At 71.6% G+C, this 17,831-nt stretch carries 16 protein-coding genes and 1 rRNA gene; 7 read left to right on the top strand and 10 right to left on the bottom strand.

Annotated features, from left to right (window positions below):
* Nucleotides 1-195: 195 nt before the first annotated feature.
* Together ACFY0K_RS10460 and ACFY0K_RS10455 are read left to right on the top strand one after the other, a co-directional pair.
* Nucleotides 196-771: a GNAT family N-acetyltransferase gene (locus tag ACFY0K_RS10460; RefSeq protein ID WP_390639495.1), complete on the top strand. Its 576-nt coding sequence runs from the start codon at nt 196-198 to the stop codon at nt 769-771.
* 49 nt (nt 772-820) lie between these two features.
* Nucleotides 821-2,011, top strand: a complete 1,191-nt coding sequence (locus tag ACFY0K_RS10455) for a winged helix-turn-helix domain-containing protein (protein WP_390639494.1) — start codon at nt 821-823, stop codon at nt 2,009-2,011.
* Nucleotides 2,012-2,044: 33 nt separating this feature from the next.
* Here the strand turns inward: ACFY0K_RS10455 and ACFY0K_RS10450 are convergent, their stop codons facing one another.
* From ACFY0K_RS10450 to mtnA, 9 genes are all read right to left on the bottom strand, one after another.
* The gene (locus tag ACFY0K_RS10450) at nt 2,045-2,794 is read right to left on the bottom strand and encodes a response regulator transcription factor (protein WP_351958284.1); all 750 of its coding nucleotides are present in this window, start codon (nt 2,792-2,794) and stop codon (nt 2,045-2,047) included.
* Nucleotides 2,795-3,001: 207 nt separating this feature from the next.
* The gene (gene hpf, locus ACFY0K_RS10445; protein WP_390639492.1) at nt 3,002-3,694 is read right to left on the bottom strand and encodes a ribosome hibernation-promoting factor, HPF/YfiA family; all 693 of its coding nucleotides are present in this window, start codon (nt 3,692-3,694) and stop codon (nt 3,002-3,004) included.
* Between the two features lie 315 nt (nt 3,695-4,009).
* Nucleotides 4,010-4,939 carry a ComF family protein gene (locus tag ACFY0K_RS10440; protein WP_390639491.1) on the bottom strand — a complete coding sequence of 310 codons (930 nt, stop codon included), beginning with the start codon at nt 4,937-4,939 and terminating at the stop codon, nt 4,010-4,012.
* Between the two features lie 229 nt (nt 4,940-5,168).
* Nucleotides 5,169-7,007, bottom strand: a complete 1,839-nt coding sequence (locus ACFY0K_RS10435) for an LpqB family beta-propeller domain-containing protein (protein ID WP_390639490.1) — start codon at nt 7,005-7,007, stop codon at nt 5,169-5,171.
* On the bottom strand, nt 6,997-9,036 hold the full coding sequence (gene mtrB, locus ACFY0K_RS10430) for an MtrAB system histidine kinase MtrB (protein WP_390639489.1): 2,040 nt from the start codon (nt 9,034-9,036) through the stop codon (nt 6,997-6,999). Before mtrB ends, ACFY0K_RS10435 begins: the two co-directional genes overlap by 11 nt.
* Nucleotide 9,037: 1 nt before the next feature.
* A complete protein-coding gene (mtrA, locus tag ACFY0K_RS10425; protein WP_015659998.1) occupies nt 9,038-9,727 on the bottom strand; it encodes a two-component system response regulator MtrA in 690 nt (229 codons plus the stop codon).
* A gap of 133 nt (nt 9,728-9,860) precedes the next feature.
* The gene (locus ACFY0K_RS10420; RefSeq protein ID WP_390639488.1) at nt 9,861-10,274 is read right to left on the bottom strand and encodes a hypothetical protein; all 414 of its coding nucleotides are present in this window, start codon (nt 10,272-10,274) and stop codon (nt 9,861-9,863) included.
* Nucleotides 10,275-10,283: 9 nt separating this feature from the next.
* Complete coding sequence (locus ACFY0K_RS10415; RefSeq protein WP_390639487.1) at nt 10,284-10,460, bottom strand: hypothetical protein; 177 nt, start codon at nt 10,458-10,460, stop codon at nt 10,284-10,286.
* A gap of 72 nt (nt 10,461-10,532) precedes the next feature.
* Complete coding sequence (gene mtnA, locus ACFY0K_RS10410; RefSeq protein ID WP_390639486.1) at nt 10,533-11,672, bottom strand: S-methyl-5-thioribose-1-phosphate isomerase; 1,140 nt, start codon at nt 11,670-11,672, stop codon at nt 10,533-10,535.
* 140 nt (nt 11,673-11,812) lie between these two features.
* Here mtnA and ACFY0K_RS10405 point away from each other — a divergent pair, with 140 nt between their 5' ends.
* From ACFY0K_RS10405 to ACFY0K_RS10385, 5 genes are read left to right on the top strand one after another with little or no spacing between them, the layout of a single operon-like run.
* Nucleotides 11,813-13,177 (top strand): hypothetical protein, encoded by a 1,365-nt coding sequence (locus ACFY0K_RS10405; protein WP_390639485.1) that lies wholly within the window; start codon nt 11,813-11,815, stop codon nt 13,175-13,177.
* Nucleotides 13,178-13,181: 4 nt separating this feature from the next.
* Complete coding sequence (locus tag ACFY0K_RS10400) at nt 13,182-13,985, top strand: DUF4129 domain-containing protein (protein ID WP_390639484.1); 804 nt, start codon at nt 13,182-13,184, stop codon at nt 13,983-13,985.
* On the top strand, nt 13,982-15,178 hold the full coding sequence (locus ACFY0K_RS10395) for a DUF4350 domain-containing protein (RefSeq protein WP_390639482.1): 1,197 nt from the start codon (nt 13,982-13,984) through the stop codon (nt 15,176-15,178). The genes ACFY0K_RS10400 and ACFY0K_RS10395 overlap by 4 nt, the downstream gene beginning before the upstream one ends.
* Nucleotides 15,178-16,167, top strand: a complete 990-nt coding sequence (locus tag ACFY0K_RS10390) for a MoxR family ATPase (RefSeq protein ID WP_351958310.1) — start codon at nt 15,178-15,180, stop codon at nt 16,165-16,167. Before ACFY0K_RS10395 ends, ACFY0K_RS10390 begins: the two co-directional genes overlap by 1 nt.
* Entirely contained in the window at nt 16,167-17,477 is a 1,311-nt protein-coding gene (locus tag ACFY0K_RS10385; RefSeq protein ID WP_390639481.1) for a DUF58 domain-containing protein, read from the top strand. Before ACFY0K_RS10390 ends, ACFY0K_RS10385 begins: the two co-directional genes overlap by 1 nt.
* A 114-nt stretch (nt 17,478-17,591) precedes the next feature.
* Here ACFY0K_RS10385 and rrf read toward each other — a convergent pair.
* A 5S ribosomal RNA gene (rrf, locus tag ACFY0K_RS10380) occupies nt 17,592-17,708 on the bottom strand.
* Nucleotides 17,709-17,831: the final 123 nt, after the last annotated feature.

Here is a 17,831-nt window from a genome sequence, read left to right as displayed (position 1 = left end):
GAGGCCTGTCGGCCCGACGACCGTCCGCCGCTTTCCTGCGGGCCCTGCGAGCCCGTTTCACGCTTCACCCGGGACAACGGCCGGGGTACACGGATAGTGCCGCGCCGGAGCCGGGAATTGCGCGAAGCGCGATCGCTCGATCACGGAGAGCGAAATCGATGGCGTACCGGACGGCGGGGCGAGCAGAATCAGCCGATGGAACCCGTCACGCTCACCACCCCTCGTCTGCTGCTGCGCGCGGTCGGCCCGCAGGACACCGACGCGGTGTACGCGGCCGTCCAGGATCCCGACATCCAGCGCTGGACGACGATTCCCTCGCCCTACCTCGCCGAGCACGCCCGCAGCTTCACGGAGCAGATGGTCCCCGACGGCTGGTCCGAGGGCTCGATGTTCACCTTCGGCGTCTTCCTGCCGACGGGCGGGCTGGCCGGGATGCTCGCCCTGACCATGCGCTCCCTCGGCACGGCCGAGGTGGGTTTCTGGACCGCCAAGGAACACCGCGGCCACGGCTACACCGCCGAGGCCACCCTCGCGGCCACCCGCTGGGCGTTCACGCGGATGGCGATCGACCGCGTCGAATGGCGTGCCGAGGTCGGCAACCACGCCTCCCGCGCGGTCGCGGAACGCGCCGGCTTCACCGTCGAGGGCATCCTCCGCTCCTCCCTCAACAACAAGGGCGTACGACGCGACTGCTGGGTCGGCTCCCTGCTCCCCTCGGACCTGGGCCTGCCCTCCGCGGCGCCCTACCTGCCGGCCCCCGCGCAGGGCTGAAGCCCCAGCTCGTGCCGGACTGTCAGTGCCACCCTCTATCGTCCGACCCATGACGACCCTCCCGCGCCCCGCCGCCGCTCTCTCGGCGGACGAAGCCCGCCGTATCGCGCTGAAGGCACAGGGCTTCCTCGGCGCCCCCGACCGCCGTTCCGGCGTCCGGGGCGTGCTCCGCCACCTCGGCGCGGTCCAGCTCGACACCATCTCGGTCCTCGCCCGCTCCCACGAGCTGATCCCGTACGCCCGCCTCGGCCGGGTCGGCCGCCGGACGGTCGACGCCGCCTACTGGACGGACACACACGCCTTCGAGTACTGGTCGCACGCGGCCTGCATCCTCCCCATCGAGGAGTGGCCGCACTTCGCCTTCCGCCGCCGTGCCTACCGCGACCGCCCGCACTGGAGCCACGACCTCCCCGACGGCGTCTACGACCAGGTGATCAAGCAGCTGCGCGCCGAAGGCCCGCTGACCGCGACGGAGCTGGGCGGCGCGAAGAAGACCAGCGAGTGGTGGGACTGGTCCGGCACCAAGGTCGCCGTGGAGCGCGCCCTGATGTACGGCGAGGTGGTGTGCGTCGAGCGGCGCGGCTGGAAGCGGGTGTACGACCTGGCCGAGCGCGCGGTCCCGGCCGCGCTGCTCCACGACGAGCTGGACGACGCCGAGTGCCTGCGCCGCCTGGTCCGGCTGGCCGGGCAGTCGCTGGGCGTCGGCACGCGCGCGGACATCGCCGACTACCACCGGCTCAAGGGTGAGCAGGTCGACGCGGTGATCGCCGACTCGGGTCTGGTCCCGGTGGAGGTGGAGGGCTGGGGCAAGCCCGCCTGGGCCGACCCGGCGGCCCTGGCCGCACCCCCGCGCGGCCGGCACCGTACGACGCTGCTCTCCCCGTTCGACTCCTTGATCTGGGACCGGGCGCGCACGGAGCGGATCTTCGGCTTCACCCACCGACTGGAGGCCTACGTCCCGAAGCCGAAGCGGGTGTACGGCTACTACGCGATGCCGGTCCTGGCCGGCGGCCGGCTGGTGGGCCGGGTGGACCCGGCGCGCGAGGCGGGCGGCGTCCTGGTCGCCCGCCAGGTCACGCTGGACGGCCCGAAGGCTGTCCCTGCGGTGGCGGAGGCGCTGGTCGAGGCGGCGAGCTGGGTGGACTGCACGATGGTGCGCGTGGAGCGCGTGGACGCCCCCGAGCTGCGCGAGCCGCTTCTCAAGGAAGTGGCCCGTGCTCTGATCGCCGCGCTGCGCTGACCGTCGCCCGCGGCGAGGCCGGCTCCGGCGACCTCAGCGGATTTCGAGGATCTTCTCCCGCATCGCGTAGACCACCGCCTCCATCCTGGAGTGCAGCTGCAGCTTCTCCAGGATGTTGCGCACGTGGTTCTTCACGGTGTTCTCGGAGATGAACAACTCCTTCGCGATATCGCGGTTGTTCATCCCGGTGGCGACCAGCTTGAGCACTTCGAGTTCACGGTCGGTCAGCCGCGGTGCCGGCACCAGCCGACGCTCGTCGGTGCGCTGGATCATCGACTTGAACTCGGTGAGAAGTTTCGAGGCCATGGAAGGGCTGATCTGCGACTGCCCGTCGGCCACCGCGCGAATGGCGGTGGCCACCTCGTCGGTGGAGATCTCCTTGAGGAGGTATCCGGTCGCGCCCGCTTTGATCGCGTCGTAGAGGTCGGCCTCCTCGTCGCTGATCGTCAGCATGATGATCTTCGCGCTGGGCGCCACCTCCTTGATGGAGGTGCAGGCCTCGATGCCGCCGCGCTTGGGCATCCGGACGTCCATCAGCACGATGTCGGGCAGCAGGTCGGCGGCCTTGTCGACGGCCTCCGCGCCGTCACCCGCCTCTCCGACGACCTGGATGTCCTCCTCGGCGGCGAGCACGATCTCCAGTCCACGGCGGAAGAGGGCATGGTCGTCGACGACAAGGACTCTGATCGGTTCCTTGCGTGGAGTACCGCCCGCGTCCGGGCCCATGCCGACGACGCCGCCGTCGGCATCACCGTCCCGCATCGGTCCGAAGCTGTCCGCCATCGTTCCTCCCCCTGAAGGCTGTGGCCTGTGGTGCTGTGCCATCCGCCAACCCAAGGCAGCGGCCCACCGGTTGGGTCGCCCTGGCCATGATTCCATGTCCGGGCGACAACGGGGTGACCGAGCGGGGCGCGAAGTGGTCGCACACCGGTGCCCCTGGGGGCGCACACGCGCTTCCAGGGGCACAGGCTCACCTGCCGGCCGGTCCGGTCAGCCGCCCAGCGTGCCTCCCGCCGCGGGCGGTTGCGCCTGGGCGACCATCGGGTCCGTGTTGAGGTGGATGACACCGTAGTCGTATGCGTGCCGCCGGTAGACGACACTCGGCTCCTTGGTCTCGGAGTCGATGAACAGGTAGAAGTCGTGTCCGACCAGTTCCATCTCGTAGAGAGCCTGGTCGAGGGTCATCGGGGCGGCGACATGCGTCTTCTCGCGGACGACGAGGGGGCCTTCGCCCTGCACCTCGAGGGAGCCCATCTTCTTGGTGGGCACTCCGTCCGCGTCCTCGGGATGGACGGGGCTGCCGTTCCCGTTGAGCGTCGCCGCGCCCGGGACGTGGTCGGGGACCTCGGCCGCCGAGATCCGCCGCGCGCCGCGGCGGGAGAAGCGCTTGTCGTGCTGCTTGCGCAGCCGCGCGTCCAGCTTCTCCGCCGCCAGGTCGAGTGCCGCGTACGGGTCACTGGCCGCTGCCTCCGCCCGGATCACCGGCCCGCGGGAGCGGAGCGTGATCTCCACCCGGTCGCAACGGTCGGCCTGTCGGGGGTTGGGCTCCTTGGACACCTCGACGTCGAGGCTGATCACCTTGCCGTCGAGCTTCTGGATCTTCTCCAGCTTCAGCTTCTCGGCCACGTGCTTGCGGAACCGCTCGGGCACCTCGGTCTTGCGGCCCTTGACGACGATGTCCACGCAGAACTCCGTTCCCGGATCACTCCGCTGCACTGCGGAGCATCTCCCTTTTTGCACCCAGCTCCGGTGAACCCCGGAGCCTCGGACTAGGCGACTTCACCTCCTCCTCCCCCATGGGCAAGATCTGCACCCCGGCACCGCGATGATTGCGGAAAACCCGCGGCACGGCATTCGGATAGGGGAGACATGGCCTGCGGCTTTCTCCCTCACAACCGAACATATCTCGCCCGGACGGATGGCGTCACCCTCTACTGATGCGTACCTCCATTCAGGTGAATTGACCCCGTCACTACCTGCAACGATGTACGTTCACGGTCAGTTCCGGTTCATTTCGAAAGAATCCGGTGCGGCCGCGACCACAGCGGCACGGACCGGCCCTGCGAGGCCGTTCACCTCGGCCATTCCCGATGTGCTCCGTGCCCACTTCGCCCGCTCTTCCTCCGGTCCGGTCTTCCGTTCCTCCCTTCCTTCCCAGGCCGCGCGCCGATACACAGCCGTTGTCGCCTCTCCTGCCCCTTCGGCCCTCGCCGTCTCCCGCACCGCACGCGCCGCCTCCGCGAGGGTGGCGCCCGTGGTGACGAGGTCGTCGACGAGGACGACCCGGCCCCCGGCCAGCAGCCGGGCACCGCCCGCGGTCACCTCCAGCGCGCCCGCGAGATTCGCGTACCGCTGCCGGGCGTTGAGCCCCGACTGGTCGGCGACGGCCCTCCGCTGCCGCAGCACCGGGACCACCCGGGCCGGGATCCCGGCCCGCCGCAGCTCCGCGGCCGCCGCGAGGGTGATCCGCCGCACCGGATCATGGCCCCGAGCCCGCACGGCCCACGGCGCGGACGGCACGGGGACGAGCAGCACGGGCCCGGACGCGCCGGCGTCACCCGCCGCACCGTGCCACGAGGCGACGATGCGTACCGCCCGGCCGTCCCGAAGCCCGGCCGGGCCGTCCTGGTACCCGTCCCGCAGCCCGGCCCGCACGGCTCCCGCCAGCGCCGCGCCCAGCGCTCCGGCGAGGGCCAGCGCACCGCGCTCCTTGTGGGCGAGGAGAGCCGCCCGTACCTCGTCCGCGTAAGGTGCCGCCGCGTACACCGCCGGCAGCCCGGACGGCTCCGGCACCGGTCGCACCCGGCGCGGTACGGCCCCGCTCAGGGCGGCACGGCACCCGTCGCAGAGCACCGTGCGAGGCGTCCCACAGCCTCCGCACTCGGCCGGTAGCACCAGGTCGGTGAGGTCCTGCCACCACCCCCGCATGTGCCCACTGTGCCAACGACCGGTCCGACCGGCCACCCCTGTGGACCACTGCCTGTGGACAACTCTGCGAGACACGCACAGCCCGTCACCCACACGGGTGAGAGGGGGCGTTGCCGTGCCGGAGAACGGTTGCCCGGGGCAGCCAACGGCTCTCGTCCGCGCCAACGGAAGCGGCCGCCCCGCCGGCTCGACGCCGGACCGGGACGGCCGCTGACCGATGCCGCGGGGCTCAGCCGGGATAGACCAGCGCCGAACCGTCCTTGACCACCTTCTGCCACTGGTCCCCGGACGGCAGCCGGACGATCCCGTCGTCCTTCGAGCGGGCCACCAGCGGCACCCGGTCGTTCTCGGACGCGGCGATCTCCAGGACACCCGTGAGCGCCGCGGGCGCGGGCCCGTCCGGCGTCGAGCCGTCGACCTGGACGTACCGCGTCTGCTGCACGCCGCCCTGCTCGCGCCCGACCACCACGAGCCTGCTGTCCCCGGCCCAGGACATCGCGGTGACCTCCTCGGATCCGGGGGTCGCGGAGCGCAGTTCGAGGACCGAGACCTCCTGCCGGTCGTCGGACTTGGTGCGCTCGACCCGGCCGACGAGCAACGACTGCTTGCCCTCCTTCTCGACGACGAGCGCGATCCGCACCCCGTCCGCGGCGACCCGCACGTCCTTGATACGACCGTCCAGTTCGGGCATCTGCACAGCCACAGGCTGGCCCACGCCCTGCGCCAGCATGTACAGCTGCGGCTTGGCGGGATCGCGGTCGGCCACCCACAGGTCGCCGCGGGCGTCCCAGCTCGGCGCCGTCAGCCGGTCGTCCTCGGTCGCACCGTGACTGGTCAGCACGGCGTCGCCCAGCGAACCGTCCGACGCCAGCGAGCTGACGTACAGGGACTTGCCGTCGCCGGTGACCCCGGCCGCCGTCCGCTCGTCACGGGCGACCGCCACCGACCGCAGCAGCTTGGTGCCCGCGCCGAAGGGGCCCGGCACCGCGACCGCGCCGGTGCCGGTGCCTCCGGCCGCCATCCGCACCAGCCGGTGCTTGCCGTCGAGGAAGTACAGGTAGTCGGGGCGCTTGGTGGAGGCACGCCAGGCGGTCGCCTCGGCCTGCTCCTCGGAGACGTCGCACATGTGGGCGCCGTTGACGGACTGCAGCGCGACCGAGTCCACGGTGGGCGTCAGGTTGCGCAGCGTGAACAGCAACTGGGTCGCCATCTCGCCGCACTTGACGGAGCCGATCCGGGACGCCTTGACGTTGAGCGGCACCGTGAGCCGGTTCTGGTCGTCCGGCGTCAGCCCGGACACGCCCTTCTTCAGCGCCGTACCGGTCGGGAAACTCGACCGGACCACCGGGCCGAGCCAGGTGGTGGGACCGCTGAGCAGTGAACGCACCAGCTGGGTCGTCGGATCCACCCGGCTGCGCACGAAGACGGGATCCGCGACGGCCACCGGCTGCCCGGTCTCCCCTGCCGACGTGTCCGAGGCGAAGTAGTACTTGTCGACCGACGTGTAGTTGCGCTGGAAGTCGGACCTGCCCATCACGACACCCTGGGGCAGCGAGTCGATGCGCCACTGCCCGCTCTTGGCGTCCCTCGTCAGGTGCACGGTCCTGCGGTACGACCCGTCCGCGGGCGTGTACGCCTGCTGCGCGTCGACGGTGGCCACCCGGCTGCCCTGGAGCGTGTAGGTGATGCTGTTCGTGCCCTCGCGCCCGGCCGGCCGCGGGTCCGTCTGAAGGCTCGGCCCGTTCGCCAGCACCATGGCCTGCGACTCCGGCCGCCAGGTCTTCGCGGCGGCCTTGGTCAGGTACTTGCGTGCCGTGTCGTAGTTCGGATCGTCACTGGTCAGGGCCTCCAGAAAGCCCTGCACGATCTCCGTGGACGAGGCGTCCTGCTGCGGCGGCATGGCGAAGACCCGCACCTGTGTGTCCTGCCGGGGCGTCGACTCGACGTCCCGCAGGTCGCCGCTGTCCGGCATGGAGGCACAGCCCGCCAGAACCACGGCCCCACAGGCGGCGTACGCCACCGCGCGCACCGGCCTGCGGCGGGCGCTCCCCTCGCGGTCAGCGCCCACGAAATGCCTCCCCTGGCTTGTTCGACTCGTCCGCCCCGTCACCCTGACCCGCCTCGGGCCGGCCCTCCTGACGCCGGACGCCCTGGGCCGGCCGGGGCACCACGCGCGCGCCGTTGCCGGGCAGCGCGGTCGGGTCGGCGGTGGGGGCCACGGCGCCCGTCCGCTGCGTCATCGGGGCGAGCGACGACGCATGGCCACCGCCGGGCTGCACCGGCACGGTGGCCCGCTTGTCCTCGCCGCTCGGCAGACCGGCCTCGCCGAGCCCCCGGTTGCGCCGGGAGTCCTTGGGCTCCAGGGGTATCGGCGAGCCCCGCAACGGTTCGTCCGCCGTCCTGGGGAGCGTCAGCCGGAACTGCGAGCCGCCGCCCGGTTCCCCCCACGCCTGCAGCCAGCCGCCGTGCAGCCGCGCGTCCTCCAGGGCGATCGACAGCCCCAGGCCCGTACCGCCGGTGGTACGCGCGCGTGCCGGGTCGGCCCGCCAGAAGCGGCTGAAGACCCGGGTCGCCTCGCCGGGCTTGAGCCCGACACCGTAGTCGCGCACCGCGATGGCGACCGCCCCGCCGGCCGAGGCCAGCTTGACGACGACGTCCTTGCCCTCGCCGTGCTCGACGGCGTTGACGACCAGGTTGCGCAGCACCCGCTCCACGCGCCGGGCGTCCGCCTCGGCCACCACCGGCTGCAGATCGCCGAGCACGCGTATGCGCGTTCCCTTGCGCTCCGCGAGCGGCGCGGCCCCGCTGACCACCCGCCGTACGACCTCCCTGAGGTCTATCGGCTCCGCCTCAAGCGCCGCCGCACCCGCGTCGAAGCGGCTGATCTCCAGCAGGTCGGCGAGGAGCGACTCGAACCGGTCCAGCTGGTCGGCGAGGAGCTCCGCGGACCGCGCGGTCACCGGGTCGAAGTCCTCGCGGGCCTCGTGGATGACGTCGGCCGCCATCCGCACGGTCGTCAACGGCGTCCGCAGCTCGTGCGAGACGTCCGACACGAACCGGCGCTGCATCCGCGACAGGTCCTCCAGCTGCTGGATCTTCAGCTGGAGGTTCTGCGCCATCTTGTTGAAGGCCTCGCCGAGCCGCGCGATGTCGTCCTCGCCGGTGACCTTCATCCGCTCCTGGAGCCGCCCGGCCGACAGCCGCTCGGCGATCCCGGCCGCCATCCGCACCGGCGTGACGACCTGCCGTACGACGAGCCAGGCGATGGCCCCGAGGAGCACGACGACGAACAGCCCGGCGGTCGCCAGCGTGCCCTTCACCAGGCTGAGGGACTTCTCCTCCTGGGTGAGCGGGAAGAGGTAGTACAGCTCGTACGGGTCGTTGTTCGGGTCGCTGACCTGCTTGCCGATGACCAGCGCGGGCTGCGACTCCTTGTCGTCCGTGTAGATGATCCGGGTGTAGCTCTGCGCGGCCGTCGTGTTGCCGTTGATCCGCGTGCGCAGGTCGTCGGGCACGCTGGCCGTCGGGTCGACCTGCCCGGAGGCGCGGGTGCGCCCGCCGCCGCTGTTGTTGTCACCCGCAGGCAGCGTGACCACGTCGAAGGCGCCCTGGCCGCCGCTGGAGAGGGACTCGACGAGGTCGCTCATCCACGAGGTGACGTTCTGCGACTGCCGGCCGTCCGGCGTCACCGCGGTGTCGCCGGTGCCGGTCGCGGCCTCGTCGGCCTTCTGCTTGGCCACCGCGAAACCACCGGTGGCCTGGCTCTGCGAGGCCTTCACCTTGGCGTCCAGCAGGCCGTTGCGCACCTGCCCGATGACGACGAAGCCGAGCAGCAGGACGACGCCCAGCGACATCAGCAGGGTCGTGACGACGACCTTGAGCTGGATGTTGCGCCGCCACAGCCGCATGAGCGGCAGCAGCGGCCGCCGCACCCAGCGCATGAACAGGCGCAGCACCGGACTGCCCTGCACCCCGCCCTGGAGCAGTCCGCCCTCGAAGAGCAGCCGCCAGCGCGCACCGAACCGCTTCCCGCCGACAGGCCGCTCCGGACGGTCCCCGGACCGGCCGGGGGCCGAAGCGGCACTGTCCCCGGACATGTCAGCTCGGTCCCGCCTTGTATCCGACCCCACGGACGGTCACCACGATCTCCGGCCGCTCCGGGTCCTTCTCGACCTTGGAGCGCAGCCGCTGGACGTGAACATTGACGAGGCGGGTGTCCGCCGCGTGCCGGTAGCCCCAGACCTGTTCCAGGAGCACCTCGCGCGTGAACACCTGCCACGGCTTGCGGGCGAGCGCGACCAGCAGGTCGAACTCCAGCGGGGTCAGCGCGATCGACTGCCCGTCCCGCTTCACCGAGTGCCCGGCCACGTCGATGACCAGGTCACCTATGGCGAGCTGCTCCGGCGCCGGCTCCTCCGACCTCCGCAGCCGGGCCCGGATCCGGGCGACCAGCTCCTTCGGCTTGAACGGCTTCACGATGTAGTCGTCCGCGCCCGACTCCAGGCCCACGACCACGTCGACGGTGTCGCTCTTCGCCGTGAGCATCACGATCGGCACCCCGGACTCCGCCCTGATCAGGCGGCACACCTCGATACCGTCCCGACCGGGCAGCATCAGGTCCAGGAGCACCAGGTCGGGCTTGGTCTCACGGAAAGCGGCCAGCGCCTTGTCGCCGTCGGCTACGAAAGACGGCTCAAAACCTTCACCACGCAGCACGATGCCGAGCATCTCGGCCAGTGCGGTGTCGTCGTCGACGACAAGGACTCGTCCCTTCATAAACGACATCATCCCATTCTCATAACAGTGAAGGTTGCGCAGGTGACCAGGCTCACCGGCCAGTGACCCTAGCCGCTGGGGACCGTCACTGTCTGCCCCCGGCTGCCGACGTCGATGTCAGCCATGGATGTGGGCCCTGACCGGGTCAATCGCCTTCGGGCCCGCCGCCCGACCTGTCCGTGCGCGTCAGAACTCCCGGACAGTCCGGATCGACCTCGCCCGTGTAGTGGTCCCGCCAGAAGTAGCGCTCGGTGCGTGGCAGCGGCACCTCCACAAGCCGGCCATCATGAATCATCCACAGGCCGAAGCAGTCGTCTTCCTCGTCGTGGATCAGGACCTGCACGGAGTGTGGCGATGGCCAGGGCAACGACGCGAGGTGTTCCAGCAGGCCGATCCACCCGCTCCGTCGCGTGAACTCGACCGCCCAGCCGCCGAACATGCCATGCCCGATATCGGTGAAGTGGCCGGCCCACTCACGACTGTCGTCCGGCCGGGTCAGCGGTTCCATGATCTCTTGTGCGTCACTGGCCAACACGATGACCTCGGCAAATCTGCTCACAGGCGAATATCACCAGCCGCATGCGAGGAACGGCAATGGAGATTCGCCCTTGGAGCCCGGATCGTCCTGGACCCTGACGCCATAAACCCTCCAGGTCTCGGCCCGCGGCAGCATCCAGCTCTGCGGCCGGCAGATCCAGGCCGGCATGGCGCAGGCCCGCACGGTGGTGAAGCCGTCGGATGTCACGGCCCCTTGGCCTGCGAATCGCCGCAGGTGGAGGGGCCGTTCCCGTCGGTCGAGCCGACATCATCCGATCAGCTAGATCGTCACCTGGCGTGACCTGGCACACAGCTCCGCGAGAGCCTCAGCCGTCACCGGCGAAACAGCGCCTTCCTCGGTGACGATCGCCGTCACCAACTCGGGCGGCGTCACGTCGAACGCCGGGTTGTACGCCTGGGTCCCCAGAGGGGCCACCGGAATCCCGCCTCCCGCTCCCGTCACCGGCACCTGCGGTGCTGTGAGCTCGGTCACCTCGTATCCGGGACGCTGTTCGACCTCGATCGAGGCCCCGTCCGGTGTCTCCGGATCCACCGTCGTCAACGGCGCCACCACGATGAACGGCACATGGTGGTACCGCGCGAGCACCGCGAGCGGATAGCTCCCCACCTTGTTCGCCACCGATCCGTCGGCCGCGATCCGGTCCGCCCCGACCAGCACCGCATCCACCTCCCCCGCCGCGAACAGGGAACCGGCCGCGTTGTCGGTGAGCAAGGTGTACGCCATGCCGCTGCGAGCCGCCTCGTATGCCGTCAGGCGAGCACCTTGCAGCAACGGACGCGTTTCGCCCACCCAGAGTCGCCGCAGCCGCCCCGCCCGGTGCGCCCTGAGGGCCACCGCGAACGCCGTGCCCTCCCCGCCGGACACCAGCGAACCGGTGTTGCAGTGGGTGAGGATCCGGTGCCCTCCGCCGGGCAGCAGTTCCTCCAGCAGCGCCAGCCCGTGCCCGGCCATCCGGGCGCTGGCCTCGGCATCTTCCCGGTGCAGCGCCCGCGCCGCGTCCAGCGCCGCCGCGGCCGCCGCTCCGCCGTCCCCGCTCTCGGCCAGGGCGGACCGGTAGGCCGACGCTGCCCTGTGCACCCCGACGGACAGGTTCACGGCCGTCGGCCGGGCGCCCGACAGCGCCGCCGCGGCCTCGTCCACGTCGAAGCCCCGCGCGGCGGCGAGTGCAACGCCGTACGCCCCCGCTATCCCGAGCACCGGCGCGCCGCGCACCGCGAGGGAACGGATCGCCTCGACCAGCGCCGGCGCGTCCGTGCACACCAGCTCGACCTCCTCCACCGGCAGTCTGGTCTGGTCGAGAAGGACCACCACGGGACCTTCGGGCGGTTCCTCCCACCGGATCACTGGTATTCCCGTCGGCCGCTTGTCCTCGCCGGTTTGCGCGTACTGATCAGCCATGCGCTCAGTCTGCCCCGTATCCGGCGGACCATTGAAGGTGCGCAGCCTCTACCGCGGCCGGTCACTGGGCGCCCACCCCATGGCACGATGGCAGCCAACCTGCCGCCGCGCTCGCGGACGGGCACCGTGAAGGAGCTTCGATGAACGACACTCCGGGCTGGGCCTCGCCCGGATCCGCCCCGTCCGACGGGCGGGAACCCGGCGCGTCCGCCCCTGCCGACCGCCCCGTCCCCGCAGGGCCTGCCGAACCGCCCGCCGATCAGCCGGGCCCGGATCCACAGGGCTCCGGCTCGCAGTGGTCCAAGGAACAACCGCCGCCCGGCCAGTGGTCCACGCCCACCGGCGCCCAGGCACCGCCGCCCCCACCCCCGGGCCCCGGCTGGGGCGGCCAGCCCCCCGGCGGCGGTCACGGAGGCTACGGAGGGCCCGGCGGCTACGGCGGCCCCGGCGGCTACGGCCCGCCCAGGGGCTACGGTGCCTGGGGCGGCGGCTGGGGCGGTCCCCCGCCCGCGGCCAAGCCCGGCGTGATCCCGCTGCGCCCGCTCGGCGTGGGCGAGATCCTCGACGGCGCCGTCTCCACCATGCGCACCTACTGGCGCACGGTCCTCGGCATCTCGCTGACCGTCGCCGTCATCACCGAGGTCGCGGTGATCCTCCTCCAGGGCCTCGTCCTGAACGACACCCAGACCACCGACGCCCTCAACGACCCGAGCGCCTCCCTCACGGAGATCAGCCGCGCCGCCGGCGAGGTCGTGCTCAGCTCGGGCGCGGTCCTGCTGATCACCCTGGTCGGCACCATCATCGCGACAGCCCTGCTGACGACCGTCACCAGCCGCGCCGTGCTCGGCAAGTCCGTCACCATCGGCGAGGCCTGGCGCGACGCCCGCCCACAGGTCTTCAGGCTGTTCGGCCTCATCCTCCTCACCGGGCTCATCGCGGTCGGTGTCCTGCTCGTCGGCGCACTGCCCGGTATCGTCGTCGCGCTCGCCGGCGGCCCGGGTGGCGCCATCGCCGCCCTGCTCGTCCTCGGCATCCTCGCCGGTGTCGTCGTCACCGTGTGGCTGATGGTCCGCTTCTCGCTGGCCTCGCCCGCCCTGATGCTGGAGAAGCAGGGCATCACCACATCCCTGGGCCGCTCCGCCAAACTCGTCCGCGGCTCCTGGTGGCGCGTCTTCGGCATCCAGTTCCTCGCCTCGATCATCGCCAACATCGTCTCGTCGCTCGCCGTGGTCCCCTTCACCCTGATCGGGGCCTACGCCGGCGGCAACGGCCTGACCGGCTTCCTGGAAAGCACCAACGACAACTACGGCTGGACGTTCCTCGTCATCAGCGGCATCGGTTCGGTGATCGGCGCCATGCTCACCTTCCCGATCAACGCGGGCGTCACCGTGCTCCTGTACATCGACCAGCGCATCCGCCGCGAGGCCCTCGACCTCGAACTGGCCCGCGCCGCAGGCGTCGAGAACTACGGCGCCGGCACCCCCGGCACCGTCCCGGGGAGCTGATGCGGTGAGCCTGACGGGGGGAGTCCTCGCAGCGGTGCCCGCAGCTCTGCCGCGCGCCGCAGGCGAGGCCGTACGAGGGCTGTCGCAAGCCCGGCACACGGCGCTGTCGGCGCTGACCGGCTCGGACGACCAACCACCCGTGACCATCCCGCGCGACCCCGCACGGGAGGCGGCACGGCGTGAACTGTCCAAGCGGATGTACCACGAGAACGACCCGGGGCTCATCCAGCGCGCCCTGAACGCCGTCCTGGACTGGGTCGACCGCCTGCTCTCCGCCGCCGCGTCCGCGACGCCCGGAGGCGCACTGGGCCTGGTCGTCGTGGTCCTGGCCGTCGTCGCCGTCGCAGGTGCCCTGTGGTGGCGCCTGGGCACCCCCCGCCGGCAGCCCGTCTCCGCCGCCACCCTGTTCGACGACCGCCCCCGCAGCGCCGCCGAACACCGCGCGGCCGCGGAGGCACACGCCGCCCAGGGCCACTGGAACCAGGCCCTCCAGGAACGCATGCGTGCCGTCGTCCGCGCCCTGGAGGAACGCGCGCTGCTCGACGTCCGCCCCGGCCGTACCGCCGACGAGGCCGCCGCCGAGGCGGGCCGCGCCCTGCCCGCCCACACCGACCGGCTGCGCGCCGCCGCCCGGGAGTTCGACGACGTGACGTACGGCGGCCGCCGGGCGACCCAGGCGTCGTACGACCGCATCGCCGAGCTGGACCACGACCTGGAACGCACCAAGCCGGTCCTCACCGGCAGCGGCAACAGCTCCAGCAGCGCCCACAGGGCGGCCCACAACACCCGCCAGGGGGCCGCCCAATGAGCACCGGCGTACCCTTCCCGGCCACCTCCACCGCGCCCACCACCCGCCAGGTGTGGACCCGCACCAGGGGCATCGTCCTCGCCTTGGTGCTCGTCCTCGCCGGAGCCGTGGCCATCGCCGTGATCCGCTCCGACACCCGGCACGGCGACCTCGACCCACGCTCCGCCGACCCCTACGGCAGCCGCGCCGTCGCCGAACTCCTCGCCGACCGGGGCGTGGACACCCGTGTGGTCACCACCCTGGCCGAGGCCCGCACCGCGGCCGGCCCCGACACCACCCTTCTCGTCGCCGTCCCCGACCTGCTGACCCCGCACCAGCAGTCCCTGTTGCAGAGGTCGACGGCCCGGTCGGGCGGCCGCACCGTACTGGTCGCGGCCGGCAGCACGTCGGTCGAACGGCTCGCCCCCGGCGTCACCGCCGACCCCGCCAACAGCGTCCGGTCCACGCTCGACCCCCACTGCACGCTGGCCGCGGCCCGGCGGGCGGGCAGCGCCGACACCGGTGGCATCCGCTACACCACCACCCACCTCGACGCGAACACCTGCTACCCCAGCCAGCGCCTGGCCACGCTCCTCCGCATCCCCGCGGCCTCCGGAAACGGAGACACCGTCGTCCTCGGCGCGCCCGACATCCTGCTCAACGACCGTCTCGACAAGCAGGGCAACGCCTCGCTCGCCCTCCAACTCCTCGGCTCCCGCCCCCATCTGGTCTGGTACCTCCCCTCGCTCTCCGACGCCACGGCCACCGGTGCCGGCGACCAGAAATCCCTGTTCGACCTGCTGCCCTCCGGCTGGCTCTGGGGCACGCTCCAGCTCTTCATCGCCGCCGCCCTCGCCGCCTTCTGGCGGGCACGCCGGCTCGGCCCCCTCGTACCCGAGAAACTCCCCGTGGCGATCCGCGCCTCCGAAACCGTCGAAGGCCGCGCCCGCCTCTACCGCAAGGCCAGCGCCCGCGACCGCGCGGCCGCCGCTCTTCGCTCCACCGCCCGCACCCGTCTCGCCCCCCTCGTAGGCGTCCCCGTCTCCCAGGCGCACGCGCCCGAGGCCCTGCTCCCCGCCCTCTCCGCGCACCTGCACGGCGACGGACAGGCCCTGCAATCAGTCCTCTTCGGACCGCCGCCCGGCGACGACGCGGCCCTCATCCACCTCACCGACCAGCTCGACGCCCTCGAAAGAGAGGTACGCCGTCCATGATGGACCCGACCACTGACAACGCCGGGAACACCGGGAACCCGGCCGACGCCCGGGCCTCCCTGGAGGCCCTGCGCGCGGAGATCGCCAAAGCCGTGGTCGGCCAGGACCCCGCCGTGACCGGCCTCGTCGTCGCTCTCCTGTGCCGCGGACACGTTCTCCTTGAAGGAGTCCCCGGAGTCGCCAAAACGTTGCTCGTCCGCGCCCTCGCGTCCGCGCTCGAACTGGAGACCAAGCGCGTCCAGTTCACCCCCGACCTCATGCCGAGCGACGTCACGGGCTCCCTCGTCTACGACACCCGCACCGCCGAGTTCTCCTTCCAGGCCGGCCCGGTCTTCACCAACCTGCTCCTCGCGGACGAAATCAACCGCACTCCGCCCAAGACCCAGTCGTCCCTCCTCGAAGCCATGGAGGAACGTCAGGTCACCGTCGACGGCGTCCCGCGTCTCCTCCCCGACCCGTTCCTGGTCGCCGCGACCCAGAACCCCGTCGAGTACGAGGGCACGTATCCCCTTCCCGAAGCCCAGCTCGACCGCTTCCTCCTCAAGCTGACGATCCCTCTCCCGTCCCGCCAGGACGAGATCGACGTCCTCACCCGCCACGCCGAGGGCTTCAACCCGCGCGACCTGCGCGCCGCCGGCGTACGCCCCGTGGCAGGCCCCGCCGACCTCGAAGCCGCCCGCGCGGCGGTCGCCAAGACGAACGTCTCCCCGGAGATCACCGCGTACGTGGTCGACATCTGCCGCGCGACCCGCGAATCGCCGTCCCTCACCCTCGGCGTCTCCCCGCGCGGCGCCACCGCCCTCCTGGCCACCTCACGCGCCTGGGCCTGGCTGACCGGCCGCGACTACGTCATCCCCGACGACGTCAAGGCCCTCGCCCTGCCCACCCTCCGCCACCGCGTCCAACTCCGCCCCGAGGCCGAGATGGAAGGCGTGACCGCCGACTCCGTCATCAACGCGATCCTCGCCCACGTCCCGGTCCCCCGCTGATGCCCCTCACCGGACGCGCCGCCCTGATCGCGGCCATCGGATCGATCCCGGTCGGCATCTGGGGACCGAGCTGGACGGGCATCCTCGCCGTCGACGGCCCACTGGTTCTGGCCTGCGCCTGCGACTTCGCCCTCGCGGCTCCGGTACGACGCCTCGTGCTCAACCGCTCCGGCGACGCGTCCGCCCGCCTGGGTGAGACGGCGGACGTCACCCTGACGGTGACCAACCCGTCCGGGCGATCTCTCCGGGCCCGGCTCAGGGACGGCTGGCCGCCGAGCAGTTGGCAGCCCGGCACCGAGGTCGAGGCCTCCCGCCACCAGTTGACCGTCCCCCCGGGTGAACGTCGGCGCGTCACGACCCGCCTGCGCCCCACCCGCCGCGGCGACCGCCAGGCGGACCGCGTCACGATCCGCTCCTACGGCCCCCTCGGCCTGTTCTCCCGCCAGGGCGGCCACCAGGTGCCCTGGACCGTACGGGTGCTGCCCCCCTTCACCAGCCGCAAGCATCTGCCGTCGAAACTCGCCCGGCTGCGTGAACTCGACGGCCGCACCAGCGTGCTGACCCGCGGCGAGGGCACGGAATTCGACAGCCTTCGCGAGTACGTTCCCGGCGACGACACCCGCTCCATCGACTGGCGGGCGACGGCCAGGCAGTCGGCGGTCGCGGTGCGCACCTGGCGTCCTGAGCGCGACCGGCACATCCTTCTCGTACTCGACACCGGACGCACCTCCGCCGGCCGAGTCGGCGACGCGCCCCGCCTGGACGCCTCCATGGACGCGGCCCTTCTCCTCGCCGCCCTCGCCTCACGCGCCGGCGACCGGGTGGATCTCCTCGCCTACGACCGCAGGGTCCGCGCTCTGGTCCAGGGCCGCGCCGCAGGCGACGTCCTCCCCTCCCTGGTCAACGCGATGGCCACGCTGGAGCCCGAGCTCGTCGAAACGGATGCCCGCGGCCTCACCGCCACAGCACTCCGTACGGCTCCACGGCGTTCCCTGATCGTTCTCCTCACGACGCTGGACACCGCTCCGGTCGAGCAGGGTCTGCTTCCCGTGCTCTCCCAACTGACCCAACGGCACACGGTTCTCCTCGCGTCAGTGGCCGACCCGCACATCGCCCGCATGGCGACGGCTCGTGGAAACACCGACGCGGTGTACGAGGCGGCGGCGGCCGCACAGGCCCAGAGCGAACGGCACCGGACCGCAGAGCAACTCCGCCGACACGGTGTGACAGTCGTGGACGCGACGCCCGATGACCTCGCTCCAGCGTTGGCGGATGCGTATCTGGCGTTGAAAGCAGCGGGCCGGCTCTGATTCTCCGACGGCAGGAGCTGACTGCGGCTCCTGCCATTTCTCGCCGAGCTCTCGAGAGCCCTTAAACGCGAAAGAGCCCCACACCGTGAGGTGTGGGGCTCTTTCCTAATATTTGTTCGGCGGTGTCCTACTCTCCCACAGGGTCCCCCCTGCAGTACCATCGGCGCTGTGAGGCTTAGCTTCCGGGTTCGGAATGTAACCGGGCGTTTCCCTCACGCTATGACCACCGAAACACTATGAAGTTAGACCGGAAAAAAACACGGTCGTTGCCTCAGAACTAACACAGTGGACGCGAGCAACTGAGGACAAGCCCTCGGCCTATTAGTACCGGTCACCTCCACCAGTTACCTGGCT

It is taken from the genome of Streptomyces sp. NPDC001507, assembly GCF_042894765.1.
Taxonomy (GTDB): Bacteria; Actinomycetota; Actinomycetes; order Streptomycetales; family Streptomycetaceae; genus Streptomyces.
Note: the sequence above shows the minus strand (reverse complement) of the source record. Positions and strands in the feature narration are given on the sequence as shown.

What these genes read in the sequence shown, in the direction of transcription:
- ACFY0K_RS10460 (WP_390639495.1), top strand. Translation starts at nt 196, where the DNA reads ATGGAACCCGTCACGCTCACCACCCCTCGTCTGCTGCTGCGCGCGGTC.
- ACFY0K_RS10455 (WP_390639494.1), top strand. Translation starts at nt 821, where the DNA reads ATGACGACCCTCCCGCGCCCCGCCGCCGCTCTCTCGGCGGACGAAGCC.
- ACFY0K_RS10450 (WP_351958284.1), bottom strand. Translation starts at nt 2,794, where the DNA reads ATGGCGGACAGCTTCGGACCGATGCGGGACGGTGATGCCGACGGCGGC.
- ACFY0K_RS10440 (WP_390639491.1), bottom strand. Translation starts at nt 4,939, where the DNA reads ATGCGGGGGTGGTGGCAGGACCTCACCGACCTGGTGCTACCGGCCGAG.
- mtrB (WP_390639489.1), bottom strand. Translation starts at nt 9,036, where the DNA reads ATGTCCGGGGACAGTGCCGCTTCGGCCCCCGGCCGGTCCGGGGACCGT.
- mtrA (WP_015659998.1), bottom strand. Translation starts at nt 9,727, where the DNA reads ATGATGTCGTTTATGAAGGGACGAGTCCTTGTCGTCGACGACGACACC.
- mtnA (WP_390639486.1), bottom strand. Translation starts at nt 11,672, where the DNA reads ATGGCTGATCAGTACGCGCAAACCGGCGAGGACAAGCGGCCGACGGGA.
- ACFY0K_RS10405 (WP_390639485.1), top strand. Translation starts at nt 11,813, where the DNA reads ATGAACGACACTCCGGGCTGGGCCTCGCCCGGATCCGCCCCGTCCGAC.
- ACFY0K_RS10395 (WP_390639482.1), top strand. Translation starts at nt 13,982, where the DNA reads ATGAGCACCGGCGTACCCTTCCCGGCCACCTCCACCGCGCCCACCACC.
- ACFY0K_RS10390 (WP_351958310.1), top strand. Translation starts at nt 15,178, where the DNA reads ATGGACCCGACCACTGACAACGCCGGGAACACCGGGAACCCGGCCGAC.
- ACFY0K_RS10385 (WP_390639481.1), top strand. Translation starts at nt 16,167, where the DNA reads ATGCCCCTCACCGGACGCGCCGCCCTGATCGCGGCCATCGGATCGATC.